The organism is Acinetobacter rongchengensis, assembly GCF_003611475.1.
Lineage (GTDB): Bacteria > Pseudomonadota > Gammaproteobacteria > Pseudomonadales > Moraxellaceae > Acinetobacter > Acinetobacter rongchengensis.
Genome location: NZ_RAXT01000034.1, coordinates 1 through 24,451, shown reverse-complemented (window position 1 = coordinate 24,451; position 24,451 = coordinate 1). Strand labels below are relative to the sequence as shown.

The window sequence follows — 24,451 nt, the reverse complement described above, 5'->3', positions numbered from 1 at the left end:
AAAAATTAATCATCCTTGGATGAGGTATATGCATAGGCATAGTTATAACCATAGCTACCACCTGCTGTTGCTTGAATGTCATTCAGAATAATACCATTGACTTTGGTACCAGCTTGCTCGAAACGGCTAACAGTCAACTCTAATTCTTTCATTTGTGTTTTCGCATAACGTGCAACAACGAGATTTACACCGACGAATTGAGAAATAATGATGCCATCGGTCACTGCCAAGATTGGTGGTGTATCAATGATGATGTGGTCATATTGCTGAGAAAGCTGTTGAAGCAGTTCACTGAAACGTTGAGAACTTAGCATTTCAGAAGCATTACCTTGATTTTTACCACGTGCAAAGAAGTCTAGATTGGCAACAGTATCTGATTGAATAATGCATTGCTCTAGGCTGTTTTGATTACTCAAATATTCAGTTAAACCCGGTGAAGCTTCTCGACCAAAATACTTATGTAAGTAACCGCGTCGTAAGTCAGCATCAATCAATAATACTTTCTTGTTGCTTTGTGCAAAAATAGCAGCAAGGTTGGTTGAAATAAACGATTTACCAATCTCAGGTGCAGGCCCTGAAACAGCAATAATATTATTTTTCGCATTCGCAAGAGCAAAATGAATCGTGGTACGAATACTACGTAAACTTTCAATGGCAATATCTTCACTATTCTTAACAGCAAGAATAGGAATGGTTTTTTTCTTTTTCAGCAGTTGAACGCGGCTTTCTTGAATCGGTGAACGCGGCACAGTTGCATAGACAGGGAGATCCAGTTCATTTTCAATACGACTAGAATCTTTGATTCCTGAAGCAAGCATATTGCGAAGCAGTGCAATCATTACACCAATAAAACCACCGACAAAGATGGAAAGAATTAACACGATTAATTTTTTCGGTTTAATTGGTTTTACTGGCTCAACTGCAGTATCAATAATACGGACATTACCAATTTCACCTGCTTTGACAATTTTCAGCTGTTGGTAGCTATTTAATAGCGAAGTATAAAGCTCAGTATTGACTTTAACATCACGGTACAATTGTAAATACAAACGTTGTGTTTCAGGTAAGCGTTTAATCGCTTGATTAAGCTCAGTCGATTTCTTATCAATTGCAGCAAGTTGAGCGTTAATTTCAGTCATTAATGGATGATCAGGCGTATATTTAGCAGAGTATTCAGCTTGTTTTTGCTTTAACTCTATCCGCATTTTTTCCAATTCAACATTTTGTTTTAACATGAGCTCAGATTCTTGAGTCACATCAACCGTATTGTACTGCTCACGGAATGTATTAAACTTAATTTCAGATTCCTCCAATTGCTTTTTCAAATCAGGCAATTGTTGATCGAGGAAATTTAATGTTTGTTTAGATTCTAAAGTCTTACGTTCAATATTTTGTGCATGATATACAGCTAAAATATGATTAAGAACCTGAGTAATATGCTCTTTATCGGTACCGCTATAATTTAAACCGATCACGCCAGTCAGTTTACCTTTCTCAGCGACTGAATAAGTGCTTTGAAGCGCTTGCATAGCAGAAGGGAGGGATAGTTTACTGATGGTGAAATCTTGTTGGAACGGACTGCGACTTTCGATATTTACAGACCAAAGACCTTTATTATCTTGAGTTTGGTTAAGCTGATTTAAGTGACCTTTAAAAACCACTTGGTCTTTATAACTTAGACTAAATTGGTTTTTATCTAAAAAGCTTAAAATTAAATTTTTGTCATAGTAATATGTAGGTATTTCAAGCTTTTTGATTGAAAACTCAGCATTTTTTTTCTGAAAACTTACACTATTGTTTGTATATTGTAGTTTTATTTTGTCTTGTGAAATTAAACGATGCAATAAATTGTCTTGATTATCTTTAATTTGAATATTTAAGTTTAAATTCTTAATCACCTCGCCAAGCACGAGTCTTGAATTTAAAATTTCAATTTCGGCATCTGCTGGAGATTTTGCTCCTAAACCGCCAGAAATATCTTTGAGTTCACCCATTAAGGCTGCAGAGGCTGCACTTTTTCCATCTTCAACTTGCACCATCGCATCAGTTGAATAGACTGGAGAGGTAATGCGTAAATACAACAAAGCACAGATTAAACTTAGGATGATACACAGAGCAATCACTTTCCATTGTGCAATTAAAGAGAAAAATAACTCTTTTAGATCAATAGTATCATCATTAGTTTTTGAATTTTGGTTCATAAGTTAACAACTAATTAAAATTTAAAGATGTGATTGCCAGTCAGCAACATAAGTTTGGATATTTTTACATGTTTCATCAAAAAAAGCTTGATCATGTTTATAGGGATCTGGAACATTTAAGTTTTGCCAATGCCCTAGCATAAACACTTTACCTTTAGCAAAAGGCCATTTTTGTTCAATATGCTGTGATTGATTCTTACTCATCACTAAAATCAGATCGGCTTTTTTGATCAATTCAGCATTGATTTGACGTGCAATATGACTACGCATGTCGATATTTAAAGCATCCATACATGCAATGGCTTTATCGTCTGCTGAATGCCCGACCATTGCAGAAAGCCCAGCAGACTCAATACTTAAATGAGGAAACTGATTTTTAAGAAAAAACTCAGCCATTGGACTACGGCAGATATTCCCTACACAAACAACCAATATATTCTGGATCTGCATATTATTTACCTAGCTGATCAAATGAATAGAGTGCACTTGAGAATGGAACAATCTGATTCATGATACGTTGCCAGCGAGTTAGACCTGTTGCGTCAATATAGACAATATCATTCTTTTTCATTGCAAATTGATTGGCGAGCGCTAAGTTACCTAAACTCGTTAAATTTAAATGATAAATAGTTGATTGTTTAGTGTTTAAATCAGTACGCATCACATAAATACGAGCCGCACTTGCTGAATATGGACTAATCCCTTCACTTTCACCCAACACATCACTTAAGGTCATACCTTGATCACGCAACGCAAGCGCTTGGCTTTTATTGGATTCACCCATCACGTAAAGTTTTTGATCTTGTTTGGTATTCACATAAATCGTGTCATTCGGTTGAATGAGTAGATTATGTAAAGATAGACCTTGCTTTTCCAGCTGAATGGTATTCAGATTAAATGTTTGCCCATCTCGAATCAGTTGGATATTGGTGGTATCCCCTGTTTTTGTATCAATACCACCCGCTTGACCAAGCGCTGTATAAATACTAATGGGTTGATCATTTAATGTGTATTGCCCACTACGCATGACCTGTCCATTCACAAAATAGCGACGACCTTCATAAGACAGAACACGAACCACAACGTCAGGATGTTTTAAGTATTTTGCAAATTGGTTATGCAAAAAGCGATTGGTTTCAGCAAGGGTTTTGCCTGCAATACGTACTGAACCGACTAATGGTAGTTGTACATTACCATTTGGATCAATCGGATATCCAATCGCCTTAACATTGTTTACGTCTTGAATAGGTGGGGTGATTTCAGGATAAGCCCAAAGCTGGATCGAAAGGATATCTCCTGGGCTTAAACGATAAATATTTTGCTGATGGCGAAATAGTGAAACGACCTTATTCGAATTTTCTTGATTTAATATATTGAAATTTGGAATATTGCTTTGATTGAGTTGAACGACAGAAAGCTCTGCACCTTGGTCAGTTTTGTATTGACCTTGCTCAGGTAAATCATAGGTTTGAAGTCCAGAGGTGATTGCACAACCAGAAAATGAAACAGAAATTGCTAAAATTGTAAAAAGTGATGTGCCTGCATACTTCACATTCAAAACCCTTATTTTATATTGCGTTGCTACTTAGAATTCAATCTTGAAGTTGGATTGTATGCTAAAAAATAGCAGTTGGGTATCTTATTGTTTAGATAGTATTGTATGAAAATCGAAAAAAGTAAGTTATCTATTTATATTTTTAATTGCTTTGTAAAATAGAAACAATAAGATCAAAACCAAGCATTCATACTGTATATACATAACATTACTAAGATAAACGATTGTTATAGGCAAAAATCGGTTTATCATATGAATTGTTATATATTCTGAGTATAATGCCTCGGAAGTTAAATTAGACAGCATCTCTTGCGACACTATTGTTTTACAATAGTGTATTGATCAATTGAAGAAACTTCAGAATGTATATTTTTATTAAAAATGATTCACAGGATACAATATGAGAGTTTTGGTTACTGGTGGTGCAGGCTTTATTGGATCAGCAGTTGTAAGACATATTATAAAAAATACTCAAGATGAAGTATTGAATATTGATAAATTAACGTATGCGGGTAATTTGGAGTCGTTGACTGAGGTTGATCAAAACTCAAGATATCAGTTTAAACAGATTGATATTTGTGATTCAGAGGCGTTGACTGAAGCATTTAATCAATTTAAACCAAATTTGGTGATGCATCTTGCTGCTGAATCACATGTGGATCGCTCGATAGATGGTCCGGCAGAGTTTATTACTACCAATATAGTTGGTACATATACCTTATTAGAAGTTGCTCGTAAATATTGGGCAAATTTGACAAGTGAAGAACAAACAGTTTTTAAATTTCATCATATTTCAACCGATGAAGTTTATGGTGACTTGGAAGGCACAACTGATTTATTCACTGAAACAACACCTTATGCTCCAAGTTCACCTTATTCAGCAAGCAAAGCGAGTTCAGATCATCTAGTTCGTGCGTGGCAAAGAACATATGGTTTACCGACGATAGTGACTAACTGTTCGAATAACTATGGTCCTTATCATTTTCCTGAAAAGTTAATTCCTTTGGTGATTCTGAATGCACTCGATGGTAAACCTTTACCTATTTATGGCAAAGGTGATCAAATTCGAGACTGGTTATTTGTCGAAGATCATGCGCGTGCTTTATATCAAGTCGTTACAGAAGGTGCGGTCGGGGAAACTTACAATATCGGTGGTCATAACGAAAAACAAAATATTGAAGTTGTAAAAACCATTTGTAAAATTTTAGATGAATTAAGACCTCAAGAGAATCATCAATCTTATGAGTCTTTGATTACTTTTGTTAAAGATCGCCCTGGACATGATCTACGTTACGCGATTGATGCCAGTAAAATTAAACAAGATTTAGGTTGGGTGCCTGAAGAAAGTTTTGAGACAGGTATTCGCAAAACTGTGGAGTGGTATTTAAATAATTTAGAATGGTGTCGTCGAGTTCAGGACGGTAGCTATCAACGTGAACGATTAGGTGTGAGTGCATAATGTCAATAACAACAAAAGGTATTATTTTGGCAGGTGGGTCAGGCACGCGCTTGTATCCAATTACAAAAGGCGTTTCCAAGCAACTATTGCCTATCTATGATAAACCGATGGTGTATTACCCACTATCTGTGCTCATGCTTGCTGGTATTCGTGAAGTTCTAATTATTAGTACGCCTGAAGATATTGATGGTTTTAAACGTCTCTTAGGGGATGGCTCTCAATTTGGTGTTGAGCTAGTCTATGCCGTTCAACCGAGCCCAGATGGTTTGGCACAAGCATTTATTATTGGTGAAGAGTTTATTGGCGATAGCAATGTTTGCTTAGTGCTCGGTGATAATATTTTTTATGGTCAAGGCTTTACGCCAATGTTGCGTCAGGCTGTTTCTCGCCAAAAAGGTGCAACAGTATTTGGATATCAGGTAAAAGACCCTGAGCGTTTTGGTGTGGTTGAGTTTGATGACCAAAAACGTGCAGTTTCACTAGAAGAAAAACCTAAACAACCAAAGTCTCATTTTGCTGTAACGGGGCTGTATTTTTATGACAATGATGTTATTCAAATTGCGAAAGAAGTAAAACCTTCTGATCGTGGTGAGTTGGAAATTACCACTGTGAATCAAATGTACTTAGAGCGTGGCGACTTAAATGTTGAATTGCTTGGTCGTGGTTTCGCATGGCTAGACACTGGTACACATGCAAGTTTACTGGAAGCGGCTCAATTTGTTGAAACAATTGAAAAACGCCAAGGATATAAAGTTGCGTGTTTGGAAGAAATTGCTCTGAATAATGGTTGGTTAACAAAGCAACAAGTTTTAGAAATTGGTCAGAGTATGAATAAGAATGACTATGGTCAGTATTTGATTTCTTTGGTGGATGAGCTATGAGTTTGATTGAGTGGATTGAGTTACCTAATTTAGGTGATCATCGTGGTGCTTTAATAGTTGCTGAAGCTGATAAGATTATCCCATTCGAAATTAAGAGACTTTATTACATTTTTGATGCAAAACCAGATATATCCCGTGGATTTCATGCTCATAAAGAATTAAATCAAATCGCATTTTGCATAAAAGGTAAATGTAAAATGCTAATGGATAATGGTATAGAAAAACAGGAAGTATGGATAGATCAACCTAATAAAGGTTTGCTAATTCCTCCTATGGTTTGGCATGAAATGCATGATTTTTCAGATGATTGCATTATGTTGGTATTAGCAAGTGATCATTATGATGAAAGTGATTATATAAGAGAATATGATAAGTTTTTGGTGGAGAGAGTGTGATGATAGATTTTAACTTAAAAGCGAGTACAACATACTTGAGACTTGTAAGAGAGGATGATGCTGCGTTCATTTGTAGTTTAAGAAATGATGATAAATTGAATACATATATTTCAAAATCTACTGCAGATATAGAAGCTCAAAGACAGTGGATTAAAAATTATAAAGATAAGGAAAATAATAAAGAAGAGTTTTATTTTATAATTTGCAAAAATGAAAATGATCAGCCTATTGGCACAGTTCGATTATATGATTTTAAAGTAAATCCAAAATCATTTTGCTGGGGTAGTTGGATTTTAAATGAAAATAAAACAAAGTATGCTGCAGTCGAGAGTGCTTTATTGGTGTATGAGGCAGGATTTTCTTATCTAGATTTCCAACAAAGCCACTTTGAAGTAATGAAGGGAAATGATAAGGTGCATTCTTTCCATTTGAAAATGGGTGCACAAAAAATATCTGAAGATGAAATCAATGAATATTATATTTTTCCAAAAGAACAATATTTGAAAAATAAAATACAGTATTCTAAGTTTTTAGGAAAATAAAATGCTATTAATTTCAGAATATAAAAAAGGAATGACCGCTGAACTCACAAGAGAGTTTTCAAGTGATGATGTTAATATCTTTTCTCAGTTATCAGGTGATATAAATCCTGTACATTTAGATGATAATTATGCAAAACAAACAATGTTTGGCGCACGTATAGTTCATGGTGCTTTAGTTTCAAGTATTTTTTCAACTATTTTTGCTAATACATTACCTGGAGCGGGGTGTATTTATTTGAAATCTGAAAATAAATTTTTAAAACCAATTTATTTAAATGAGATAGTGCATTTTAAAGTGGAAGTTTTTGATGTTATCAGTGATAGAAAAAAAGTGATTTTTAAGACATCTGCAATTTCTAGAAATGTAGAGTGTGTTGTTGGAACTGCTGAGTTATATATACCAAATTGAAGATAATGTTATGATTCCTTTTTTAGATTTAAAAAATATTAATGCACAATATAGAGCTGAATTAATTGAAGCTTGTACTCGAGTAATTGATTCTGGTTGGTATATTGGTGGGAATGAGCTAGAAAAATTTGAACAAAATTTTGCCGAATATTGTGGAGTAAAGTTTGCAATTGGGGTGGCGAATGGTTTAGATGCTTTAATTCTTACGCTTCGCGCTTGGAAAGAACTTGGTAAACTAAAAGATGGTGATGAGGTTATTGTTCCTTCAAATACTTATATCGCAAGCATTTTAGCCATTACTGCGAATGATTTAGTTCCAATTTTGGTTGAACCTGATATTAATACTTATAATATTGATCCAAATAATATCGAAGCTGCAATTACAACAAAAACAAAAGTTATTTTACCTGTTCATTTGTATGGGCAATTGGCAGATATGCCGACAATTATGCAAATTGCAAATAAGTATAATCTACTTGTTTTAGAAGATTCAGCGCAATCGCATGGTGCCACAATAAATGGGAGAAAGGCTGGAAACTGGGGAGATGCATCAGGATTTAGCTTTTATCCTGGGAAAAATTTAGGTGCTCTCGGTGATGCAGGTGCTGTAACCACCAATGATCAAGAGCTTGCTCAAATGTTACGTGCACTTCGTAATTATGGATCGCATGAAAAATATAAAAATTTAGTTCCTGGCGTTAATAGTAGACTTGATGAAATTCAGGCTGCAATGCTTGACGTTAAGTTAAAGTTTTTAGATATAGAAACACAGCATAGACGTAAAATAGCGAACCTATATTTAACAGAAATTAAAAATCCATTGATTAAATTGCCGTTAGAGAATATTAATGCAGAAGAATATCAGCAACATGTTTGGCATTTGTTTGTGATTAGAATTGAATATAGAAAAACATTACAACAGTATTTAGCTGAGAATGGAGTACAAACTTTAATTCACTACCCAATTCCTCCACATAAACAACAAGCTTATAAGGAATGGAATGATTTAAATTATCCTATTTCAGAGACAATTCATGCCGAAATCATGAGTTTGCCTATTGGGCCAACATTAAGCTTAAATGAAGCACACACAATAGTAAAGTTATGTAATAGCTTCAAGGGCTAGAATGAATCTGCTTAAAACAAGTATTTTAAATGGCGTGGCTGTTTTGATTAAGACAGCCACGATGTTTATATTGAATAAAATTTTGGCTGTTTATGTTGGTCCAGCAGGCTACGCTGCAATAGGGCAGTTTCAAAATTTTATACAAATGGTAACAACTTTTGCTGGAAGTGCAATAAATACCGCGGTTATTAAGTACACAGCTGAATATTATGAGGATGAAAAACAGCAAAGAACAATTTGGAAAACAGCTGGTAGTATCGTTTTATTTTTTAGCTTGTTATTTTCTTTCATTATTTTAATTTTCCAAAAACAGTTATCAGTTTATATTTTTCATACGGCAATATATCAATCAGTCTTTGCTTGGTTTGCTATTTTCCTTACATTTTTTACTTTTAATGCACTTTTCTTAGCTATATTAAATGGTAAAAAGGAAGTATTAAAATTAGTTATTGCAAATATTTTTGGAAGTATATTTTCTTTAACAATAACAAGTGTTTTAGCGATTAAATATAGTTTATATGGAGCTTTGGTTGCTTTATCTATTTATCAATCTTTAGCTTTTTTTGTGACCTTGCTACTTTGTTATAAATCTGAGTGGTTTAAGTTTTCGTATTTATTTGGAAAAGTTGATAAGGAAATTGCAAGAAAGTTTATTGCTTTTGTTTTAATGGCATTGGTTAGTGCTATTTGTGTTCCATTGTCACAAATGGTGATTCGTAGTTACTTAACTAATGAATATGGGGTTACATATGCTGGTTATTGGGAAGCAATGATTCGTTTGAGTGCTGCATATCTCATGCTTGTGACGACTACGCTTGGAGTTTACTACCTGCCAAGACTTTCTGAGTTATCAAAATTAGAAGCCATCAAGTCAGAGATTTATTTAGGTTACAAGTTTATATTTCCACTAGCTATAGCTGGTGGAGTAGTAGTCTATTTGTTAAGAGATTGGATCATCACCATACTTTTTACTAAAACGTTTTTACCTATGCGTGATTTGTTCCTTTGGCAAATGATAGGGGATTCTTTAAAAATAGGGAGTTGGATTCTTGCTTATCTGATGTTAAGTAAAGCAATGACAAGATTATTTATTACAACAGAAATTCTTTTTGCACTGACTTCTATTATACTTACATATATATGTACTCAATTTTTTGGGTTCGAAGGTGTTTCAATTGCTCATTTAGTTAATTATGGAGTGTATTGGATTATTATGAGTTATTTTGTTTTCAATGTTTTAAAAAAGGGTGTGATACATGAATAGAGATCATGAGCCTTTAGTATCAGTTGTCATACCTTGTTATAATCATGAGCAATTTGTGCAGGGATGTATCCAAAGTGTTATAGATCAGACTTATCAAAATATTGAACTTATTATTATTGATGATGGTTCTAAAGATAACTCTGTAGAAAAAATACAAGAAATGATTTCGATATGTGAAGAAAGATTTGTGCGTTTTGAGTTGCGTTGCAGATCTAATAAAGGACTAAGTGCTACTTTAAATGAAGCTTTACAGTGGTGTAAAGGTAATTTTATATCACCTATTGCATCTGATGACCTCATGTTAGAAAAGAAAATTGAAAGGCAGGTTGAAATACTTCAAAAGAGGCAAGATATGGTTGCTGTTTTTGGTGCAGTTCAGTTTATAAATAATGAAAATGTAAAAATTGGTGAAATTCGACAGCCAAATAAAATTTTTGAATTCAATGACTTAATTTATACAGATCGTTTTTTACCAGCCCCAACTCAAATGATTCGTTTGGAGGATTTACGTGCTGTAGGCGGTTTTGTTGAGGGGATGATTATTGAGGATTGGTATATTTATTTAAAGTTACTAGAAACTGGAAAGCAAATTATTTATATCGATGAGTTATTTTGTTCATATAGAACGCATGATGGAAATACATTTTCTAACCCCTATAAAATGTCATTAGGACGACTGCAAGTTTTAAATGAGTTTAGTAAGCATGACGCTTTCAAAAAGGCATTTATAAAAGTATGTTGGGATAATGCATTAGAAACCCTAAAATTAGATTTTAAATTGTCCGTGCAAATTTTTATATATCGCTTATTATATAAATTTAGACTGGTAGTAAAAAAAGTATTTCATATTAAAAAGTGATAAAGATGAAAAAGATATGTTTTTTAATTGGTAATATTAATCATTCAGGAGGAACTGAGAGAGTTACCACACTTATTGCTAATCAACTAGCAGTTGATCATCAAGTCTTTATTTTGTCTTTAGTCTTTGGTGAAAACCCCTTTTTCGAACAGAATACATCGATCGTGAATGGAAGCTTGTTTAATAAAGATATTTCAATGAGAAAAAACTTTTTGGTAGCAGTATCAAAAATTAGAGAGTATATAATAAGTAATAAAATAGATACTTTAGTCGTTGTTGATAGTATTAGTTGTGTTTTTACAGTCCCTGCATGTATAGGGTTGAAAGTTAACCATATTTGTTGGGAGCATTTTAACTTAAAGGTTAATCTTGGTTCTAGATTTCGTGATTTAGGTCGATGGATGGCTGCCAAATGGTGTAATCAGATTATTACCCTTACAGAGCGTGATAAAACTTTTTGGGATGAACGTTTTAATTTAAAAAGATCAGACAAAGTTGTTGCTATCGCAAACCCGACTCCTTATGAGATACAGGATAATTTACCTTTATTGGACTATAAAAACATATTATGTGTTGGGCGGTTAACATATCAGAAAGGTTTTGACTTATTAATTCCTGCATGGGCCAAAATTCATGATGAATTACCGGGATGGATCGTAACAATAGTTGGTTCAGGTGAAGACGAACAGAAATTAAGAAAAATGGCTACTGATTACAATGTTGGAAGTACAATAGTTTTTGCTGGCCAGCAAAAGGATATGAAAAATTTTTATAGAAAAGCCTCATTTTTTTGTATGAGCTCACGTTTTGAAGGACTTCCAATGGTATTGCTTGAGGCTCAAAGTTACGGGTTGCCAGTTGTGTCTTTTGATTGTAATACTGGACCAGCTGAAATCATCGATTCAGGCATAAATGGTTTTTTGGTACAAAACGGAAATATCGAAGATTTATCAGATAAGATATTAAAAATGTGCAAAGAAAGTAACTTTGAAATTTTTTCTAAATTATCACTAGAAAAGAGTTTAAGTTTTAATATAAGTAATATTATTTTTAAATGGGAAAAAGTAATATGAGTATTAGTTATATTGCTAAAGAATGTAAAAAAATAGGTGCTTATTTTAAATGATTGCTATACAAAGAAATCCAGGAGTTATTTTTTTACTTTTTTTATTTGCTTTCTTTTCATTAGATGTTCAGGCACCTATTTCATTTTATGGCACACAGTTTTTAGGTCTTTTCAGTCTAGTAGTTATTAGGTTTCTAGTTTATCCGAAAATATCGTCAAATAGTCTAAAATTATTTTTTTGTGTAGTGGTCTTGTTAGAAATCTTATGCTTTCTTCAGAATTTATATATAAAGCAGGAGATATTGATCTTAGTATACCAGCGAGTTATATTTTTACTGTCTGTTGGAATCTTGCTTTATGATTATTTGATTCTAACTAAAGATGAAGTATTAAAAAAGGCGTTATCAATCTTTATAATACTTATGTCAGTAATTGTAATGCTGCAATTTATCGGCTTCTATTTTTTAAATTTAGATAGATCTTTATTAGATTTTGGATTATTGCTTGGAGGAGAGGAGTCAAGAACTTGGTATTCTGGTAATTGGTTATATAGACCAACTGGAGTTACTTCAGAACCTGCAATATTTGTAGGTGTTCAGTTTGGTTTGTTAACTATTCAATATTTAATAGATAAGGATGCTAAATTATCAAAGCTTTTGGGAGTATTATCTTTAGTACTTTCAATGTCTTTTCTTGGTTTGATTTTAGCCGGATTATTTCTGATTATTGTTTACTCAAAAAATATAACAAATTATATTGTTGGTAGCTTTGCACTCTTTGCTTTTTACATTTTTTCATTTGAAATGATTAATGAGAGAATTGATAAATTTACAAAGGGGGAAGATGGAAGTAATAATGTAAAAATTGAAGCATTTAATTATTTTATTTCTGATCCTAGTATTACACTTTTTGGCTATGGTTTCCTTTTTAGAAGTGAGGGTAAGCCTCAGTTTTATGATGCTTTGCTTGATTTAACCTTTTATTTAAATAGCCTAACTATTTTTGGTGTTCTAATAGGTTCTATTATTTTATTTTATTTCTTTTCTTTTTTATTTAAATCACGAACTACTATCAAAGAAAAAATGCTGATTCTTTTAGCCTTAATCAAACTTTCAAATCCTTCTGTTTTATTTTTTACATTATTTATTTCTCTATGTTTTATTATCTTAAAAAGGAGAAATCTATAAATGAAAATCCTATATCTAATTACAGGGCTTGGTGGTGGTGGGGCTGAAAAGGTCGTGGTTGATTTAGCAGACCAAATGTCCAAACGAGGGCACCAAGTTAAAATTGCTTATTTAAAAGGAGATGTTTTAGTAAGCCCTGAAGACAAATCTATCGAGCTTATTTATATTGGATTAGAATCTTTTAAAAATATGAATAAAGCGTATCAAAATTATAAACATCTTATAGATAAATTTCAGCCAGTTGTCGTCCATGCACATATGGTACACGCTAATATCTTTGCGCGAATAGCCAGAAGATTGATACCAGTACCGAAACTTATTTGTACAGCGCATAGTAATAATGAAGGTGGTCGATTAAGAATGCTGGCTTATCGACTTACTCACGCTATGTCGGACGAAATTACTAATGTAAGTTATTCTGCTTGTGAGAGTTTTGAGGTGTTAGGAGCTGTTCCGAAAGGAGGCATAAAAACAGTCTATAATGGTATAAATTTAGAAAAATTTAATTTAAGAGCATCAGAAACGTTAAAAATAAAAACAGAGTTAATGTTGGATGAAAACCAGAGTTTAATTTTGGCTGTAGGGCGCTTTCATGAAGCAAAGGATTATCCAAACTTAATTAATGCTTTTGCTAAGCTAATTAAAAATACAGAAAATGACAAAAAACCTAGGCTTGCTATTGCGGGGGATGGTGAGTTAAAAGGTCAGATTCTAAACATGATTGCTGATTTATCTTTACAGGATTATGTTATTTTATTAGGAAGACGTGATGATATTCCTGATCTGCTGTCAGCAGCAGATATTTTTGTTTTATCTTCTTCTTTCGAAGGCTTTGGGTTAGTTGTCGCAGAGGCAATGGCTTGTGAATGTTATGTGATCGCAACAGACTGTGGCGGGGTAAAAGAGGTAATGGGGGGATATGGAACGTTGGTCCCTCCTCAAAACTCTGAAGCATTAGCTGATGCGTTGTATGCTGTATTAAATGAAGAGAGTTCAAACATAGTTTTAAATAATCGCGCAGCTTTAAGCTATGTAAAAAATACCTTTGCTTTAGAGAAAATAGTGGACCAATGGATAGAGATATATGTATCATAATAAAAAAATAGCGTTTATTGGAACTACAGGCTCAAGTTTTTACGGTTTTCGTGCGGATATAATCCGTAAGTTAGTTGCGGATAACCAAACAGTTTATGCTTTTACTTCTGAATATACACAAAAATGTTTGGAAAAAATTCGAGCATTAGGAGCGATACCTATAACTTATCAGCTTAGTCGAGGTGGTTTAAATCCATTTGCTGATATTCAGTCTTTTTTACAACTTAAAAAATTATTAAGACAAATTCAACCCGATATTGTGTTTTCGTATTTTGCTAAACCAGTAATCTATGGAAGTATGGCGGCGAAAGCGGCGAAAGTGCCTGTTATTATAGGAATGCTTGAAGGTTTGGGTTATACCTTTACTGATCAACCAGAAGGACAGACTGCAAAAACAAAGATTATTCGTAGTATACAAGTACTACTTTATAAAATATCCTTTCCATGTTTACATAAAATGATTTTTTTAAATCCCGATGATCAGCATGATTTGGTTACCAATTATGGACTAAAAGTTCCAGAGGTGCATATTTTAGGCGGAATTGGATTAAACTTAAAAGATTATTCTTATACAGTAGCCAACACATGTTCAGTGAAATTTTTATTTATTGGAAGATTGTTAAAAGAAAAAGGTGTATTTGAACTCATCCAAGCAATACGTATTGTAAAATCAAAATATCCTGACGCTCATTTTACTGTACTAGGTGAAATTGACCATCAAAATATGGGGGCTTTAAAGCAAGTAGAATTGGATCAATTACTTGCAGAGCAATTGTTTGAGTATCCTGGTTATGTTACAAATGTAAATAAATGGATAACAGACTCAAGTGTGTTTGTTCTGCCATCATATCGCGAAGGTGTTCCACGTAGTACTCAAGAAGCGATGGCAATCGGGCGACCTGTGATTACTACTGATGTACCAGGTTGTAGAGAAACTGTCGAAGATGGTGTGAATGGTTTTCTTGTCCCAAGATGGGATGCAGAAACATTAGCAGAAAAAATGTGTTACTTTATAGAGAATCCTGAGCAAGTGAATATAATGGGGTTCGAGAGTTATAAAATAGCTCTAGAAAAATTTGATGCTGAAAAAGTCAATTCCAAACTTATAGAGATCATGGGTTTAAAAAATCTAAATGAAAAGACTAGTTGATATTCTTATTGCTTCTATAGCACTTATTTTACTTTCACCAATTTTTTTATTAGTTGCGTACAAAGTACGAAAAAATTTAGGTTCTCCTATTTTCTTCTACCAAGAGCGTCCTGGCAAAGATGGTAAACTGTTTAAAATGATTAAGTTTCGTTCAATGAAAGATGCCAATGATGCTAATGGTAATCCTTTACCTGACGAAAAACGTATTACGCCTTTTGGACAAAAACTACGCTCAACCAGTTTGGATGAAATGCCACAACTCATTAATGTTCTTAAAGGTGACATGAGTGTGGTAGGACCCCGTCCAATGTTGAAAGAGTTTGTTGAACTTTATTCTCCAGAACAAGCTCGTCGTTTAGAGGTACGCCCTGGTATGACAGGGCTTGCACAAATTAGTGGTCGAAACGAATTGGATTACGAAGAACGTTTTAAATGCGATGTATGGTATGTGGATAATCATAGTGTGCTCGTAGATTTTAAAATTATGTTTAAAACTGTTTCAGTGATGACCAATCGAGAGGGAATTAATGCACCTGGTCATGTTGGCCCTTCTTTATTTAAAGGAAACGAAACTGAATCTAAAAATGATGAAGTGAAATCTTAAATTTAAAATAGAACTGAAGTTGTAAATCATGATCAAGAAAGCCATTCTCCCTGTTGCTGGTTTAGGTACTCGCTTTTTACCTGCAAGTAAATCTATTCCTAAAGAAATGGTCACGGTTGTTGATCGTCCAGCGATTGAATATGTGATTAAAGAAGCTGTTGCAGCAGGTATCGAAGAAATTATTTTAGTCACACATTCTTCAAAAGCATCAATAGAAAATTATTTTGATCGTAATTTTGAGTTGGAAACAACATTAGAGAATAAGAAAAAGTTTGATTTACTCAAAGAAATTACAGAAATTTTACCCAAACACGTGAGTGTGATTAGTGTACGTCAACCACAACCTTTAGGTTTAGGTCATGCTGTTTTATGTGCAAAATCAGTTGTGGGTGAAGAAGGTTTTGCTGTGTTATTGCCAGATGTGTTGGTCAAAGAAAATAGCACTGAAAATGACCTTACTCGTATGATTCAACGTTTTGATGCGTCTAAAGCAGCACAAATTATGGTTGAGGCTGTGCCTGAGCATCTTGTGGATCAATATGGTATTGTCGATGTTGCTCATTCACCTAAAGAAGGTGAAAGTATTGTGATGCAAGGTATTGTTGAAAAACCAGCTGTAGATAAAGCACCTTCTAATTTATCAGTGGTTGGTCGTTATGTTCTTCCTGCCAAAATCATGCAGTTGTTAGAACAAACACCGAAGGGTGCAGGTAATGAGATTCAATTGACCGATGCGATTGCGGCTTTACAAAAATTAGAAAATGTTGAAGCGTATCGTATGAAAGGACAGACTTTCGACTGTGGTAGTAAAATTGGTTATTTAAAAGCAGTCTTGCACTATGGTGTGGAGCATCCTAAATTAGGCGAAGAATTTAAACAACTCATTCAAGAGTTGAATTTATAACGTATTGGATCAGATATGAATATTTGTGTTTTTGGCACAACCCTTCAAGCCGGCGTAATTGCTGGCTTGTTTGCAGAATATGGGCATCAGGTGTATTGGTGTCCTCAGATTGCGACTGAAAACCAAACTTCAGTACATTATCAAGATGAAAATTTAAATCAGCTTATACATAAACAAATTAAGAATCATTCATTGCAATTGGTGAGCTTAAAAGCGATCAATTTACAAAGTGATGTGTTTGTTTTTAGTTTTAATCCATCAGAATTTGATCAAGCGATTGCCTTGGCGGAAGAATTAAAAGGGCGACCGATAATTCATCCTAAATTGATGATTAATGGCTCAACTTTTGGTTTAGAAGGGACTGAAAAGCTTAAGCAAATTTTAGTTACTGACCATTGGGCATATTTACCTGATACCATTCAGGAAGGTAACGCTATCCAAAGTTTTATGGATTTAAAACAGATTCTTGTAGGTGTTGACAAAGAAGGAACCCAAAAAGAAATTCAAGAGTTACTACGTCCATTTTTTCAATTAAAACAACAATATCTGTTTATGCCTTTTTTAGATGCTGAATTTACCAAATTAAGTATTTCAGGTATGTTGGCAACGCGAATTAGCTATATGAATGATATGGCCCAAGTTGCTGAGAAGTTAAATATTGATATCCAAAACGTGAAGCAGGGGTTGGCTGCGGATAGTCGTATTGGTGCAACCTATCTTTCCCCAGGTGTGGGTTTTGGTGGGGAGAATTTTTCCCATGATATTCTAACGCTTACGGGTACTGTGGCAGGTTCAGGTATTAAAAGCCAACTGCTTGATCAAGTTTGGAATATTAACGAACAACAAAAAGAAATTTTGTTTAGAAAATTCTGGAATTACTATCAAGGGCAATTGACAGGTAAAGTCGTTGCAATTTGGGGGGCCTCTTTTAAAGAAAATACCTCGAGTATTGATAATTCACCGATTCATACCATGCTAGCGGCGCTTTGGGCTCAAGGTGTTATAGTAAAATTACATGACCCACAAGCTTTGGAAAGAATTTCAGCGCTTTATGGTGAGCGTTCAGATTTAATTCTATGTAATAACCAATATCAAGCAGTAGAACAAGCTCATGCTTTATGTATATTGACCGCTTGGAAACAATATTGGAGTCCTGATTACTCGCAACTTTTACAGAAAATGGCGCATCCGTTGATTCTTGATGGTCGTAATATTTTGGATCCCGATTTTGTCAAAGTGCAAGGTTTTGCTTATCAAGGAGTTGGTCGAGTATGATAAATTCTATATTAGATATGGACCAAAATGAGCGAAACTTAAAACAATTACAAGACAAAGCTGTAACACAACAGCAATTACGCTTAACAGATTTATTTGAACAAGATCCACAACGGTTTGAAAAATTTTCCGTGCATTTTAATCAATTGAGTTTTGATTATAGTAAGCATCGGATAAACCAAGAAGCGCGCGCTGATTTGTTTAAATTTGCTGATTCAAAATTGTTAAAAGAATGGATCAAAAGATTATTTACCCAAGAATCAATTAATTATACCGAAGGTCGAGCTGCAATGCATTGGGCGTTGCGCTTACCGAAAGATGATCAAGTTTATCCTGAGTTAGCTAAACAGGTTCATCAGCAATTAGACCGCATGTATCAGCTCGTTGAAAAAATACATGCAGGCCAATGTCGTGGTGCAACGGGTGAAGTAATTCAAGATGTAGTGAATATTGGTGTGGGGGGGTCAGACCTTGGGCCATTGATGGTGAGTCATGCTTTATCCGATTATAAGGTAAGTACTGTTAAACCTTTAAAAGTGCATTTTGTTTCAACAATGGATGGCAGTCAACTTTCTGATTTATTGCATCAACTTCGACCTGAAACCACCTTATTTATTATTTCCTCAAAGTCATTTGGGACGATTGATACACTTTCTAATGCTCAAACAGTGCGCCAATGGCTAGAGAAAGCTTTAGGCACACAGCAGAGTGTTGTTCAGCATCATTTTGTCGGGGTTTCAACGAAACCTGAAAAAATGACAGCATGGGGAATTGCCGAGGACAATCAGTTCTTACTTTGGGATTGGGTGGGTGGTCGATATTCACTTTGGTCATGTATTGGTTTGCCGATTGCATTACAGATTGGTGTTGATGGATTTAAACAGTTGTTGGCTGGTGCTTATGCAATCGATGAGCATTTCCAAACCACACCATTTGAGCACAATATTCCCGTATTAATGGGTTTACTTGGTGTTTGGAATAATAATTTCCTCAATATTCAGACGCATGCGGTATTACCTTATGATGGTCGATTAAAATATTTTGCTTCATATTTGCAACAGCTTGAAATGGAGTCGAATGGTAAATCGATTCAACGTAATAATGAAAAAGTGGATTTAAATACCTGTCCAATTGTATGGGGCGAAGTTGGTCCAAATGCACAGCATGCTTTTTATCAGTTGTTGCATCAAGGGACGCATGCGGTAAGTTGTGATTTTATTGCCCCAGTACAACGTTACAATGCCAATCAATTTACCTATGCAGAAAGCGCTAAATCATTGACTGAACAGCATCATTTGGCTTTGTCGAATTGTTTAGCGCAGTCTCGATTATTGGCTTTTGGTAACAAAGCGCTAAATGCAGATGAATTAGCAGAGTTACCACTGTATAAACAGTATGAAGGAAATCAGCCGAGTTCAACTTTGTTATTGCAAGAGTTGAGCCCATATAGTTTAGGTATGTTGATTGCGCTTTATGAACATAAAGTTTTTGTGCAATCTGTAATTTGGAATATTAATCCATTTGATCAATGGGGTGTTGAAAAAGGCAAAGAAATTGCCAATCAATTGCTTCCGATCCTGAGTGGTAAAGAAAAAGATATTTCTCAGCTCGATGTTTCAACGCAAGGTTTGATCAAAATTTTACTTGGAAAAGAATAGCAATACTGGAAAAAATTATGGCGAATATTTTAGTGACAGGTGGTGCGGGCTATATCGGTTCGCATACCTGTGTTGAGTTACTTGAAGCTGGGCATGAGGTGATTGTTTTAGATAATCTTTCAAATAGTTCAGAAGAGTCATTAAACCGTGTGCAAGAGCTGACAGGGAAAACACTTAAATTCATTCAAGGTGATATTCGAAATCAAAATGACTTAGATCAAGTTTTTTCTTCCAATCAAATCGATGCCGTGATTCATTTTGCTGGATTAAAAGCCGTAGGCGAAAGCCAGCAAATACCATTGACTTATTTTGATAATAATATTGCAGGTTCAGTACAATTGGTTCAAGCCATGGAGCGTGCCAATGTCTTTAATTTGGTGTTTAGTTCTTCAGCGACAGTTTATGATGAAGGGAATATTTCTCCTTTAGATGAAACAATGCCAACTGGCATGCCATCCAATAATTATGGTTATACCAAGTTAATCGTTGAGCAGTTATTGGAAAAGTTGTCGATTTCAGACCAACGTTGGTCGATTGCTCTGTTGCGTTATTTCAATCCTGTTGGTGCGCATAAAAGTGGCCGTATTGGGGAAGATCCTCAAGGTATTCCAAATAATTTAATGCCTTATGTGACACAAGTTGCAGTCGGTCGTCGTGAAAAACTTTCAATTTATGGTAATGATTACGATACTGTTGATGGTACTGGTGTTCGTGATTATATCCATGTTGTTGATTTGGCAAATGCACACTTATGTGCCTTGAATAATCGTTTGGCAGCTAAAGGCTGTAGAGCATGGAATGTTGGAACGGGTAATGGTTCGTCAGTCCTTGAGGTGAAGAATACTTTTGAAAAAGTGAATGGTGTTGCTGTAGCCTATGAAATTGCACCACGTCGTTCAGGTGATGTAGCAACATCGTTTGCGAATAATGTGCGAGCAGTGAGTGAATTGGGTTGGGCGCCAAAATATAAATTAGAAGATATGCTCGCTGACAGTTGGAATTGGCAAAAGCAAAACCCAACAGGCTATAAGTCATAGTTTTCTACAATATTTTCCCCACAATAAAATAGGCGCTCAAGGCGCCTATTTTTATATTTAAAATCTAGCCTTAGCCCTGAATCAACTGAGTCAATTCATCTACATAATCTTGCATTGGTTTAGGGTTTTTATCCGCACGACTTTCAATATTCAAACGTAATAGGGGTTCAGTATTGGATGCACGGACATTCAAACGCCAAGCGCCGAAATCTAAACTTACACCATCTGTTTTATCAATTGTAGGATTTTGATTTGCAAAATAATCAAAGATTTTTTGAATGGTAATTTGCGTATCGGCAACTTTAAAGTTGATTTCACCACTGCAAGGAAAGCGCTCAATCATACCTTCAACAAGGCTTGATAAAGATTGTTGAGTTTCAGAAAGTACAGAAACCGCCAATAACCATGGAATCATGCCACTGTCACAATAGGCGAAGTCACGGAAATAGTGATGGGCACTCATTTCTCCACCATAAACAGCATTATTTTCACGCATAACATCTTTAATGAAGGCATGACCAGATTTCGATTGAACGGCAATTCCATCGTAATGTTCAACAATATCTAAAGTGTTCCAAACTAAACGAGGGTCGTGAACTATCTTTTCCCCAGCTTGTTTGAGTAAAAATGCTTGTGCCAGTAAGCCAACAATATAATAACCTTCAATAAATTGTCCTTTTTCATCAAATAAGAAACAACGATCAAAGTCACCATCCCAAGCAATCCCCATATCTGCTTGATGTGCTAAAACAGCATTACGCGTACTGTCACGATTCTCAACTAAAATCGGATTGGGAATACCATTTGGGAATGTACCATCAGGTTGATTATGAATTTTTATAAATTCAATGGGAATATTGAGTTGTTTAAATTTAGCTTCAATCGCATCTACAACATGTCCAGCAGCACCATTACCTGCATTCATCACAAGTTTAAGTGGGCGAATTTTAGCTGGATCAATATAGGTCATTAAATGATCGATAAACTCAGGAAGAATATTGTATTTTTGAGTCGTCCCTTTTTGAGTAACTTCTGTAAAATTTTCCGACTCAGCTAAGATTTGAATGTCTTTTAGGCCAGTGTCGGCACTGATTGGACGTGCATTTTCACGCACCAATTTCATGCCATTATAATCCATTGGATTGTGACTGGCAGTGATCTCAATACCGCCCTGAACATCAAGATGGAATGCACCAAAGTAAACTTCTTCAGTCCCCGTCATTCCTAAATCAAAGACGTTGACGCCTGCATCATTTAAACCACGAATCGTTGCTTGCTTCAAATCCTCACTGGTTAAGCGAACATCACAACCGACAACCACTGTTTTGGGTTGATAAATTTGCCCATAAGCACGACCAATTTTATATGCAATTTCTTCATTTAATTCCGTGCCAAGTTTTCCACGAATATCATAGGCTTTAAAACAAGTAAGTGTTGCCATGTTTGCTCATTTCTTATGATTTAAAAAGACACAATTATACATGATCAATCATTACAGAATTTGCAATATTTGTTCAGCTTTGATTGCATTGGTTTGAAAATATTTCAAAACGACTTTTTTTGAAATATTAATAAACAAAATATTAAAAAAAAATAATGAATAGGTTAAAAAAAAAGCAACGATAAATTAATAAGTTATTTGCATAAAAATTGAATCGATTATTTTTTATCTGTAAAAAAGAGGTTGAATAGTATTTTAATGTTTGTTTTGTGACATAAGTCACATTATTATGTCATGGATTATATCTTTTTTCATATTTTATAAAAATGAGGCTACATAATGACAAGAATCGTAATCGTTGCTAAAAATGGCGGAGATTTATTACAAGATACTCAAGCGAGTGAAGTTGTACTGAGTCAACCATCAGTTGTTCAAATCGGTGTCACAAAAGACGCAGTAGAGTCTATTACAAGAGAAGGTAACAATGTTGTCATTGTTTTAAAAAATGGTGAAAAGATTGTTGTAGATAACTTCTTTAATGACGCAAATAATGCCGATAACTCATTAGTTTTTCCTGAACAAGACAAAGGTTTTGCCCTAGTCCAATTTGATTCTACAAATGGTGCTGTCAATTACCTCGGTTTAGATAATCTTGAACCCTTACTTTATACGAGTGACAATGCTGGACTGATTGCTTGGTTATTTCCAGTTGTTACCGCTGGAGGGATTCTATGGTGGGCACATCGTGACCATGATAGCAAAGATCAAACATCACCAAATGCGAAGGCAACATTAACCAGTATTACGGATGATACAGGTCTAAGTTCTACAGATTTGATTACAAATGATCAGACATTGATCTTGAATGGTAAGATCACTGAACCTTTGGCTGCGGATGAAACAGTTCAAATTAGTTTAGATGGCGGTAAGACTTGGCTAGATGCGGTTGTAGATCGAAATAATGGTTCTTGGAGTTATGATAATACGAATAATCCTCTAGCTGATGGTGTTTATGCTGTTCAAGTTCGGACAGTTGACGAGGCGGGGAATGTTGGTCCAATTACAGAACAAAAGATCACAATTGATACAACAATACCTGAGCAGTTAGAAGGTGTAGGCGCTACGGACAATGTAGGGCCAAATGTAGGGGATATTCCTTCAGGCGGTACAACGGATGACAATACACCGACTATTACAGGTACAGGTGAGCCAGGTGCAACCGTTGAAGTGATTGATAATGGTAAACCATTAGGTACAGTGACTGTGGATTCTGCAGGGAACTGGACATTCACCCCAGAAACCCCATTGACGGATGGTCCGCATGAGATCACGACGACTCAAACAGATCCAGCAGGCAATACCAGTGATCCAAGTGATCCGCTAGTATTAACGGTAGATACCACACCACCTGCAAAACCAGAAGGTGTAGGCGCTACGGACAATGTAGGGCCAAATGTAGGAAATATTCCTTCAGGTGGTACAACGGATGACAATACACCGACCATTACAGGTACGGGTGAGCCGGGTGCAACTGTTGAAGTTTCAGATAATGGTAAACCACTAGGTACTGCGACTGTAGACTCAACAGGCAACTGGACATTTACCCCAGAAACCCCGTTGACAGATGGTCCGCATGAGATCACGACGACTCAAACAGATCCAGCAGGGAATACCAGTGAACCAAGTGATCCGCTGGTATTAACGGTAGATACCACACCACCTGCAAAACCAGAGGGTGTAGGCGCTACGGACAATGTAGGACCAAATGTAGGGGATATCCCTTCAGGTGGTACAACGGATGACAATACACCGACCATTACAGGTACAGGTGAGCCGGGTGCAACTGTTGAAGTTTCAGATAATGGTAAACCATTAGGTACTGCGACTGTAGACTCAACAGGCAATTGGACATTTACGCCAGAAACGCCGTTGACGGATGGTCCACATGAAATCACAACCACACAAACAGATCCAGCAGGAAATACCAGTGAACCAAGTGATCCGCTAGTATTAACGGTAGATACCACACCACCTGCAAAACCAGAAGGTGTAGGCGCTACGGACAATGTAGGACCAAATGTAGGGGATATCCCTTCAGGTGGTACAACGGATGACAATACACCGACTATTACAGGTACAGGTGAGCCGGGTGCAACCGTTGAAGTTTCAGATAATGGTAAACCACTAGGTACTGCGACTGTAGACTCAACAGGCAACTGGACATTTACCCCAGAAACCCCGTTGACGGATGGTCCACACGAAATCACAACCACACAAACAGATCCAGCAGGGAATACCAGTGAACCAAGTGATCCGCTAGTATTGACTGTGGACACGACAGCA

22 protein-coding genes are annotated in these 24,451 nt (G+C 35.4%); 18 read left to right on the top strand and 4 right to left on the bottom strand.

Annotated elements, in window-relative coordinates; all coding sequences use genetic code 11:
- Positions 1-5 precede the first annotated feature (5 nt).
- Genes D7V20_RS13465 through D7V20_RS13455 form a run of 3 tightly spaced genes read right to left on the bottom strand, consistent with a single transcriptional unit; the run spans position 6 to position 3,753 of the window.
- The gene (locus D7V20_RS13465; RefSeq protein ID WP_120384712.1) at positions 6-2,201 is read right to left on the bottom strand and encodes a polysaccharide biosynthesis tyrosine autokinase; all 2,196 of its coding nucleotides are present in this window, start codon (positions 2,199-2,201) and stop codon (positions 6-8) included.
- A 21-nt stretch (positions 2,202-2,222) separates the two neighbouring features.
- A complete protein-coding gene (locus D7V20_RS13460; RefSeq protein ID WP_120384711.1) occupies positions 2,223-2,651 on the bottom strand; it encodes a low molecular weight protein-tyrosine-phosphatase in 429 nt (142 codons plus the stop codon).
- A gap of 1 nt (position 2,652) precedes the next feature.
- Positions 2,653-3,753 carry a polysaccharide biosynthesis/export family protein gene (locus D7V20_RS13455; protein ID WP_120384710.1) on the bottom strand — a complete coding sequence of 367 codons (1,101 nt, stop codon included), beginning with the start codon at positions 3,751-3,753 and terminating at the stop codon, positions 2,653-2,655.
- Between the two features lie 403 nt (positions 3,754-4,156).
- On the opposite strand from D7V20_RS13455, the gene rfbB reads away from it, so the two are divergent.
- From rfbB to galE, 17 genes are read left to right on the top strand one after another with little or no spacing between them, the layout of a single operon-like run.
- Positions 4,157-5,215: a dTDP-glucose 4,6-dehydratase gene (gene rfbB / locus D7V20_RS13450; RefSeq protein WP_120384709.1), complete on the top strand. Its 1,059-nt coding sequence runs from the start codon at positions 4,157-4,159 to the stop codon at positions 5,213-5,215.
- Between the two features lie 5 nt (positions 5,216-5,220).
- Entirely contained in the window at positions 5,221-6,096 is an 876-nt protein-coding gene (gene rfbA / locus D7V20_RS13445; protein ID WP_171407827.1) for a glucose-1-phosphate thymidylyltransferase RfbA, read from the top strand.
- Positions 6,093-6,491: a sugar 3,4-ketoisomerase gene (locus D7V20_RS13440; RefSeq protein WP_120384707.1), complete on the top strand. Its 399-nt coding sequence runs from the start codon at positions 6,093-6,095 to the stop codon at positions 6,489-6,491. Before rfbA ends, D7V20_RS13440 begins: the two co-directional genes overlap by 4 nt.
- Entirely contained in the window at positions 6,491-7,033 is a 543-nt protein-coding gene (locus D7V20_RS13435) for a GNAT family N-acetyltransferase (protein ID WP_120384706.1), read from the top strand. The genes D7V20_RS13440 and D7V20_RS13435 overlap by 1 nt, the downstream gene beginning before the upstream one ends.
- Before the next feature lies 1 nt (position 7,034).
- On the top strand, positions 7,035-7,442 hold the full coding sequence (locus D7V20_RS13430) for a MaoC family dehydratase (RefSeq protein WP_120384705.1): 408 nt from the start codon (positions 7,035-7,037) through the stop codon (positions 7,440-7,442).
- 10 nt (positions 7,443-7,452) lie between these two features.
- A complete protein-coding gene (locus tag D7V20_RS13425; RefSeq protein ID WP_120384704.1) occupies positions 7,453-8,568 on the top strand; it encodes a DegT/DnrJ/EryC1/StrS family aminotransferase in 1,116 nt (371 codons plus the stop codon).
- Position 8,569: 1 nt separating this feature from the next.
- Positions 8,570-9,832, top strand: coding sequence for an O-antigen translocase (locus D7V20_RS13420; protein ID WP_120384703.1), 1,263 nt, complete (start codon positions 8,570-8,572; stop codon positions 9,830-9,832).
- Positions 9,825-10,691, top strand: coding sequence for a glycosyltransferase family 2 protein (locus D7V20_RS13415; RefSeq protein ID WP_120384702.1), 867 nt, complete (start codon positions 9,825-9,827; stop codon positions 10,689-10,691). The genes D7V20_RS13420 and D7V20_RS13415 overlap by 8 nt, the downstream gene beginning before the upstream one ends.
- A 5-nt stretch (positions 10,692-10,696) precedes the next feature.
- Positions 10,697-11,764: a glycosyltransferase family 4 protein gene (locus D7V20_RS13410; RefSeq protein ID WP_120384701.1), complete on the top strand. Its 1,068-nt coding sequence runs from the start codon at positions 10,697-10,699 to the stop codon at positions 11,762-11,764.
- A 49-nt stretch (positions 11,765-11,813) separates the two neighbouring features.
- Positions 11,814-12,944, top strand: coding sequence for a hypothetical protein (locus tag D7V20_RS13405; protein ID WP_120384700.1), 1,131 nt, complete (start codon positions 11,814-11,816; stop codon positions 12,942-12,944).
- Positions 12,945-14,039, top strand: a complete 1,095-nt coding sequence (locus D7V20_RS13400) for a glycosyltransferase (RefSeq protein ID WP_120384699.1) — start codon at positions 12,945-12,947, stop codon at positions 14,037-14,039.
- Positions 14,029-15,189 carry a glycosyltransferase family 4 protein gene (locus D7V20_RS13395; protein WP_120384698.1) on the top strand — a complete coding sequence of 387 codons (1,161 nt, stop codon included), beginning with the start codon at positions 14,029-14,031 and terminating at the stop codon, positions 15,187-15,189. The genes D7V20_RS13400 and D7V20_RS13395 overlap by 11 nt, the downstream gene beginning before the upstream one ends.
- The gene (locus tag D7V20_RS13390; protein WP_120384697.1) at positions 15,173-15,793 is read left to right on the top strand and encodes a sugar transferase; all 621 of its coding nucleotides are present in this window, start codon (positions 15,173-15,175) and stop codon (positions 15,791-15,793) included. Before D7V20_RS13395 ends, D7V20_RS13390 begins: the two co-directional genes overlap by 17 nt.
- 28 nt (positions 15,794-15,821) lie before the next feature.
- Positions 15,822-16,697, top strand: coding sequence for a UTP--glucose-1-phosphate uridylyltransferase GalU (gene galU / locus D7V20_RS13385; RefSeq protein WP_120384696.1), 876 nt, complete (start codon positions 15,822-15,824; stop codon positions 16,695-16,697).
- 15 nt (positions 16,698-16,712) lie between these two features.
- Entirely contained in the window at positions 16,713-17,972 is a 1,260-nt protein-coding gene (locus D7V20_RS13380) for a nucleotide sugar dehydrogenase (RefSeq protein ID WP_120384695.1), read from the top strand.
- Entirely contained in the window at positions 17,969-19,630 is a 1,662-nt protein-coding gene (pgi, locus tag D7V20_RS13375) for a glucose-6-phosphate isomerase (RefSeq protein ID WP_120384694.1), read from the top strand. Before D7V20_RS13380 ends, pgi begins: the two co-directional genes overlap by 4 nt.
- A 17-nt stretch (positions 19,631-19,647) precedes the next feature.
- Positions 19,648-20,667 carry a UDP-glucose 4-epimerase GalE gene (gene galE, locus D7V20_RS13370; protein WP_120384693.1) on the top strand — a complete coding sequence of 340 codons (1,020 nt, stop codon included), beginning with the start codon at positions 19,648-19,650 and terminating at the stop codon, positions 20,665-20,667.
- 70 nt (positions 20,668-20,737) lie between these two features.
- Here galE and D7V20_RS13365 read toward each other — a convergent pair whose 3' ends face one another.
- A complete protein-coding gene (locus D7V20_RS13365; RefSeq protein ID WP_120384692.1) occupies positions 20,738-22,108 on the bottom strand; it encodes a phosphohexomutase domain-containing protein in 1,371 nt (456 codons plus the stop codon).
- Between the two features lie 339 nt (positions 22,109-22,447).
- Here D7V20_RS13365 and D7V20_RS13360 point away from each other — a divergent pair.
- Positions 22,448-24,451, top strand: a 2,004-nt coding sequence (locus D7V20_RS13360; RefSeq protein WP_120384691.1) for an Ig-like domain-containing protein, incomplete at its 3' end; no start/stop codon positions are given.

Coding starts and splice junctions, on each gene's coding strand:
- D7V20_RS13465 (WP_120384712.1), bottom strand. CDS start 2,201: ATGAACCAAAATTCAAAAACTAATGATGATACTATTGATCTAAAAGAG.
- D7V20_RS13460 (WP_120384711.1), bottom strand. CDS start 2,651: ATGCAGATCCAGAATATATTGGTTGTTTGTGTAGGGAATATCTGCCGT.
- rfbB (WP_120384709.1), top strand. CDS start 4,157: ATGAGAGTTTTGGTTACTGGTGGTGCAGGCTTTATTGGATCAGCAGTT.
- D7V20_RS13440 (WP_120384707.1), top strand. CDS start 6,093: ATGAGTTTGATTGAGTGGATTGAGTTACCTAATTTAGGTGATCATCGT.
- D7V20_RS13435 (WP_120384706.1), top strand. CDS start 6,491: ATGATAGATTTTAACTTAAAAGCGAGTACAACATACTTGAGACTTGTA.
- D7V20_RS13430 (WP_120384705.1), top strand. CDS start 7,035: ATGCTATTAATTTCAGAATATAAAAAAGGAATGACCGCTGAACTCACA.
- D7V20_RS13425 (WP_120384704.1), top strand. CDS start 7,453: ATGATTCCTTTTTTAGATTTAAAAAATATTAATGCACAATATAGAGCT.
- D7V20_RS13420 (WP_120384703.1), top strand. CDS start 8,570: ATGAATCTGCTTAAAACAAGTATTTTAAATGGCGTGGCTGTTTTGATT.
- D7V20_RS13415 (WP_120384702.1), top strand. CDS start 9,825: ATGAATAGAGATCATGAGCCTTTAGTATCAGTTGTCATACCTTGTTAT.
- D7V20_RS13410 (WP_120384701.1), top strand. CDS start 10,697: ATGAAAAAGATATGTTTTTTAATTGGTAATATTAATCATTCAGGAGGA.
- D7V20_RS13405 (WP_120384700.1), top strand. CDS start 11,814: ATGATTGCTATACAAAGAAATCCAGGAGTTATTTTTTTACTTTTTTTA.
- D7V20_RS13400 (WP_120384699.1), top strand. CDS start 12,945: ATGAAAATCCTATATCTAATTACAGGGCTTGGTGGTGGTGGGGCTGAA.
- D7V20_RS13395 (WP_120384698.1), top strand. CDS start 14,029: ATGTATCATAATAAAAAAATAGCGTTTATTGGAACTACAGGCTCAAGT.
- D7V20_RS13390 (WP_120384697.1), top strand. CDS start 15,173: ATGAAAAGACTAGTTGATATTCTTATTGCTTCTATAGCACTTATTTTA.
- galU (WP_120384696.1), top strand. CDS start 15,822: ATGATCAAGAAAGCCATTCTCCCTGTTGCTGGTTTAGGTACTCGCTTT.
- D7V20_RS13380 (WP_120384695.1), top strand. CDS start 16,713: ATGAATATTTGTGTTTTTGGCACAACCCTTCAAGCCGGCGTAATTGCT.
- pgi (WP_120384694.1), top strand. CDS start 17,969: ATGATAAATTCTATATTAGATATGGACCAAAATGAGCGAAACTTAAAA.
- galE (WP_120384693.1), top strand. CDS start 19,648: ATGGCGAATATTTTAGTGACAGGTGGTGCGGGCTATATCGGTTCGCAT.
- D7V20_RS13365 (WP_120384692.1), bottom strand. CDS start 22,108: ATGGCAACACTTACTTGTTTTAAAGCCTATGATATTCGTGGAAAACTT.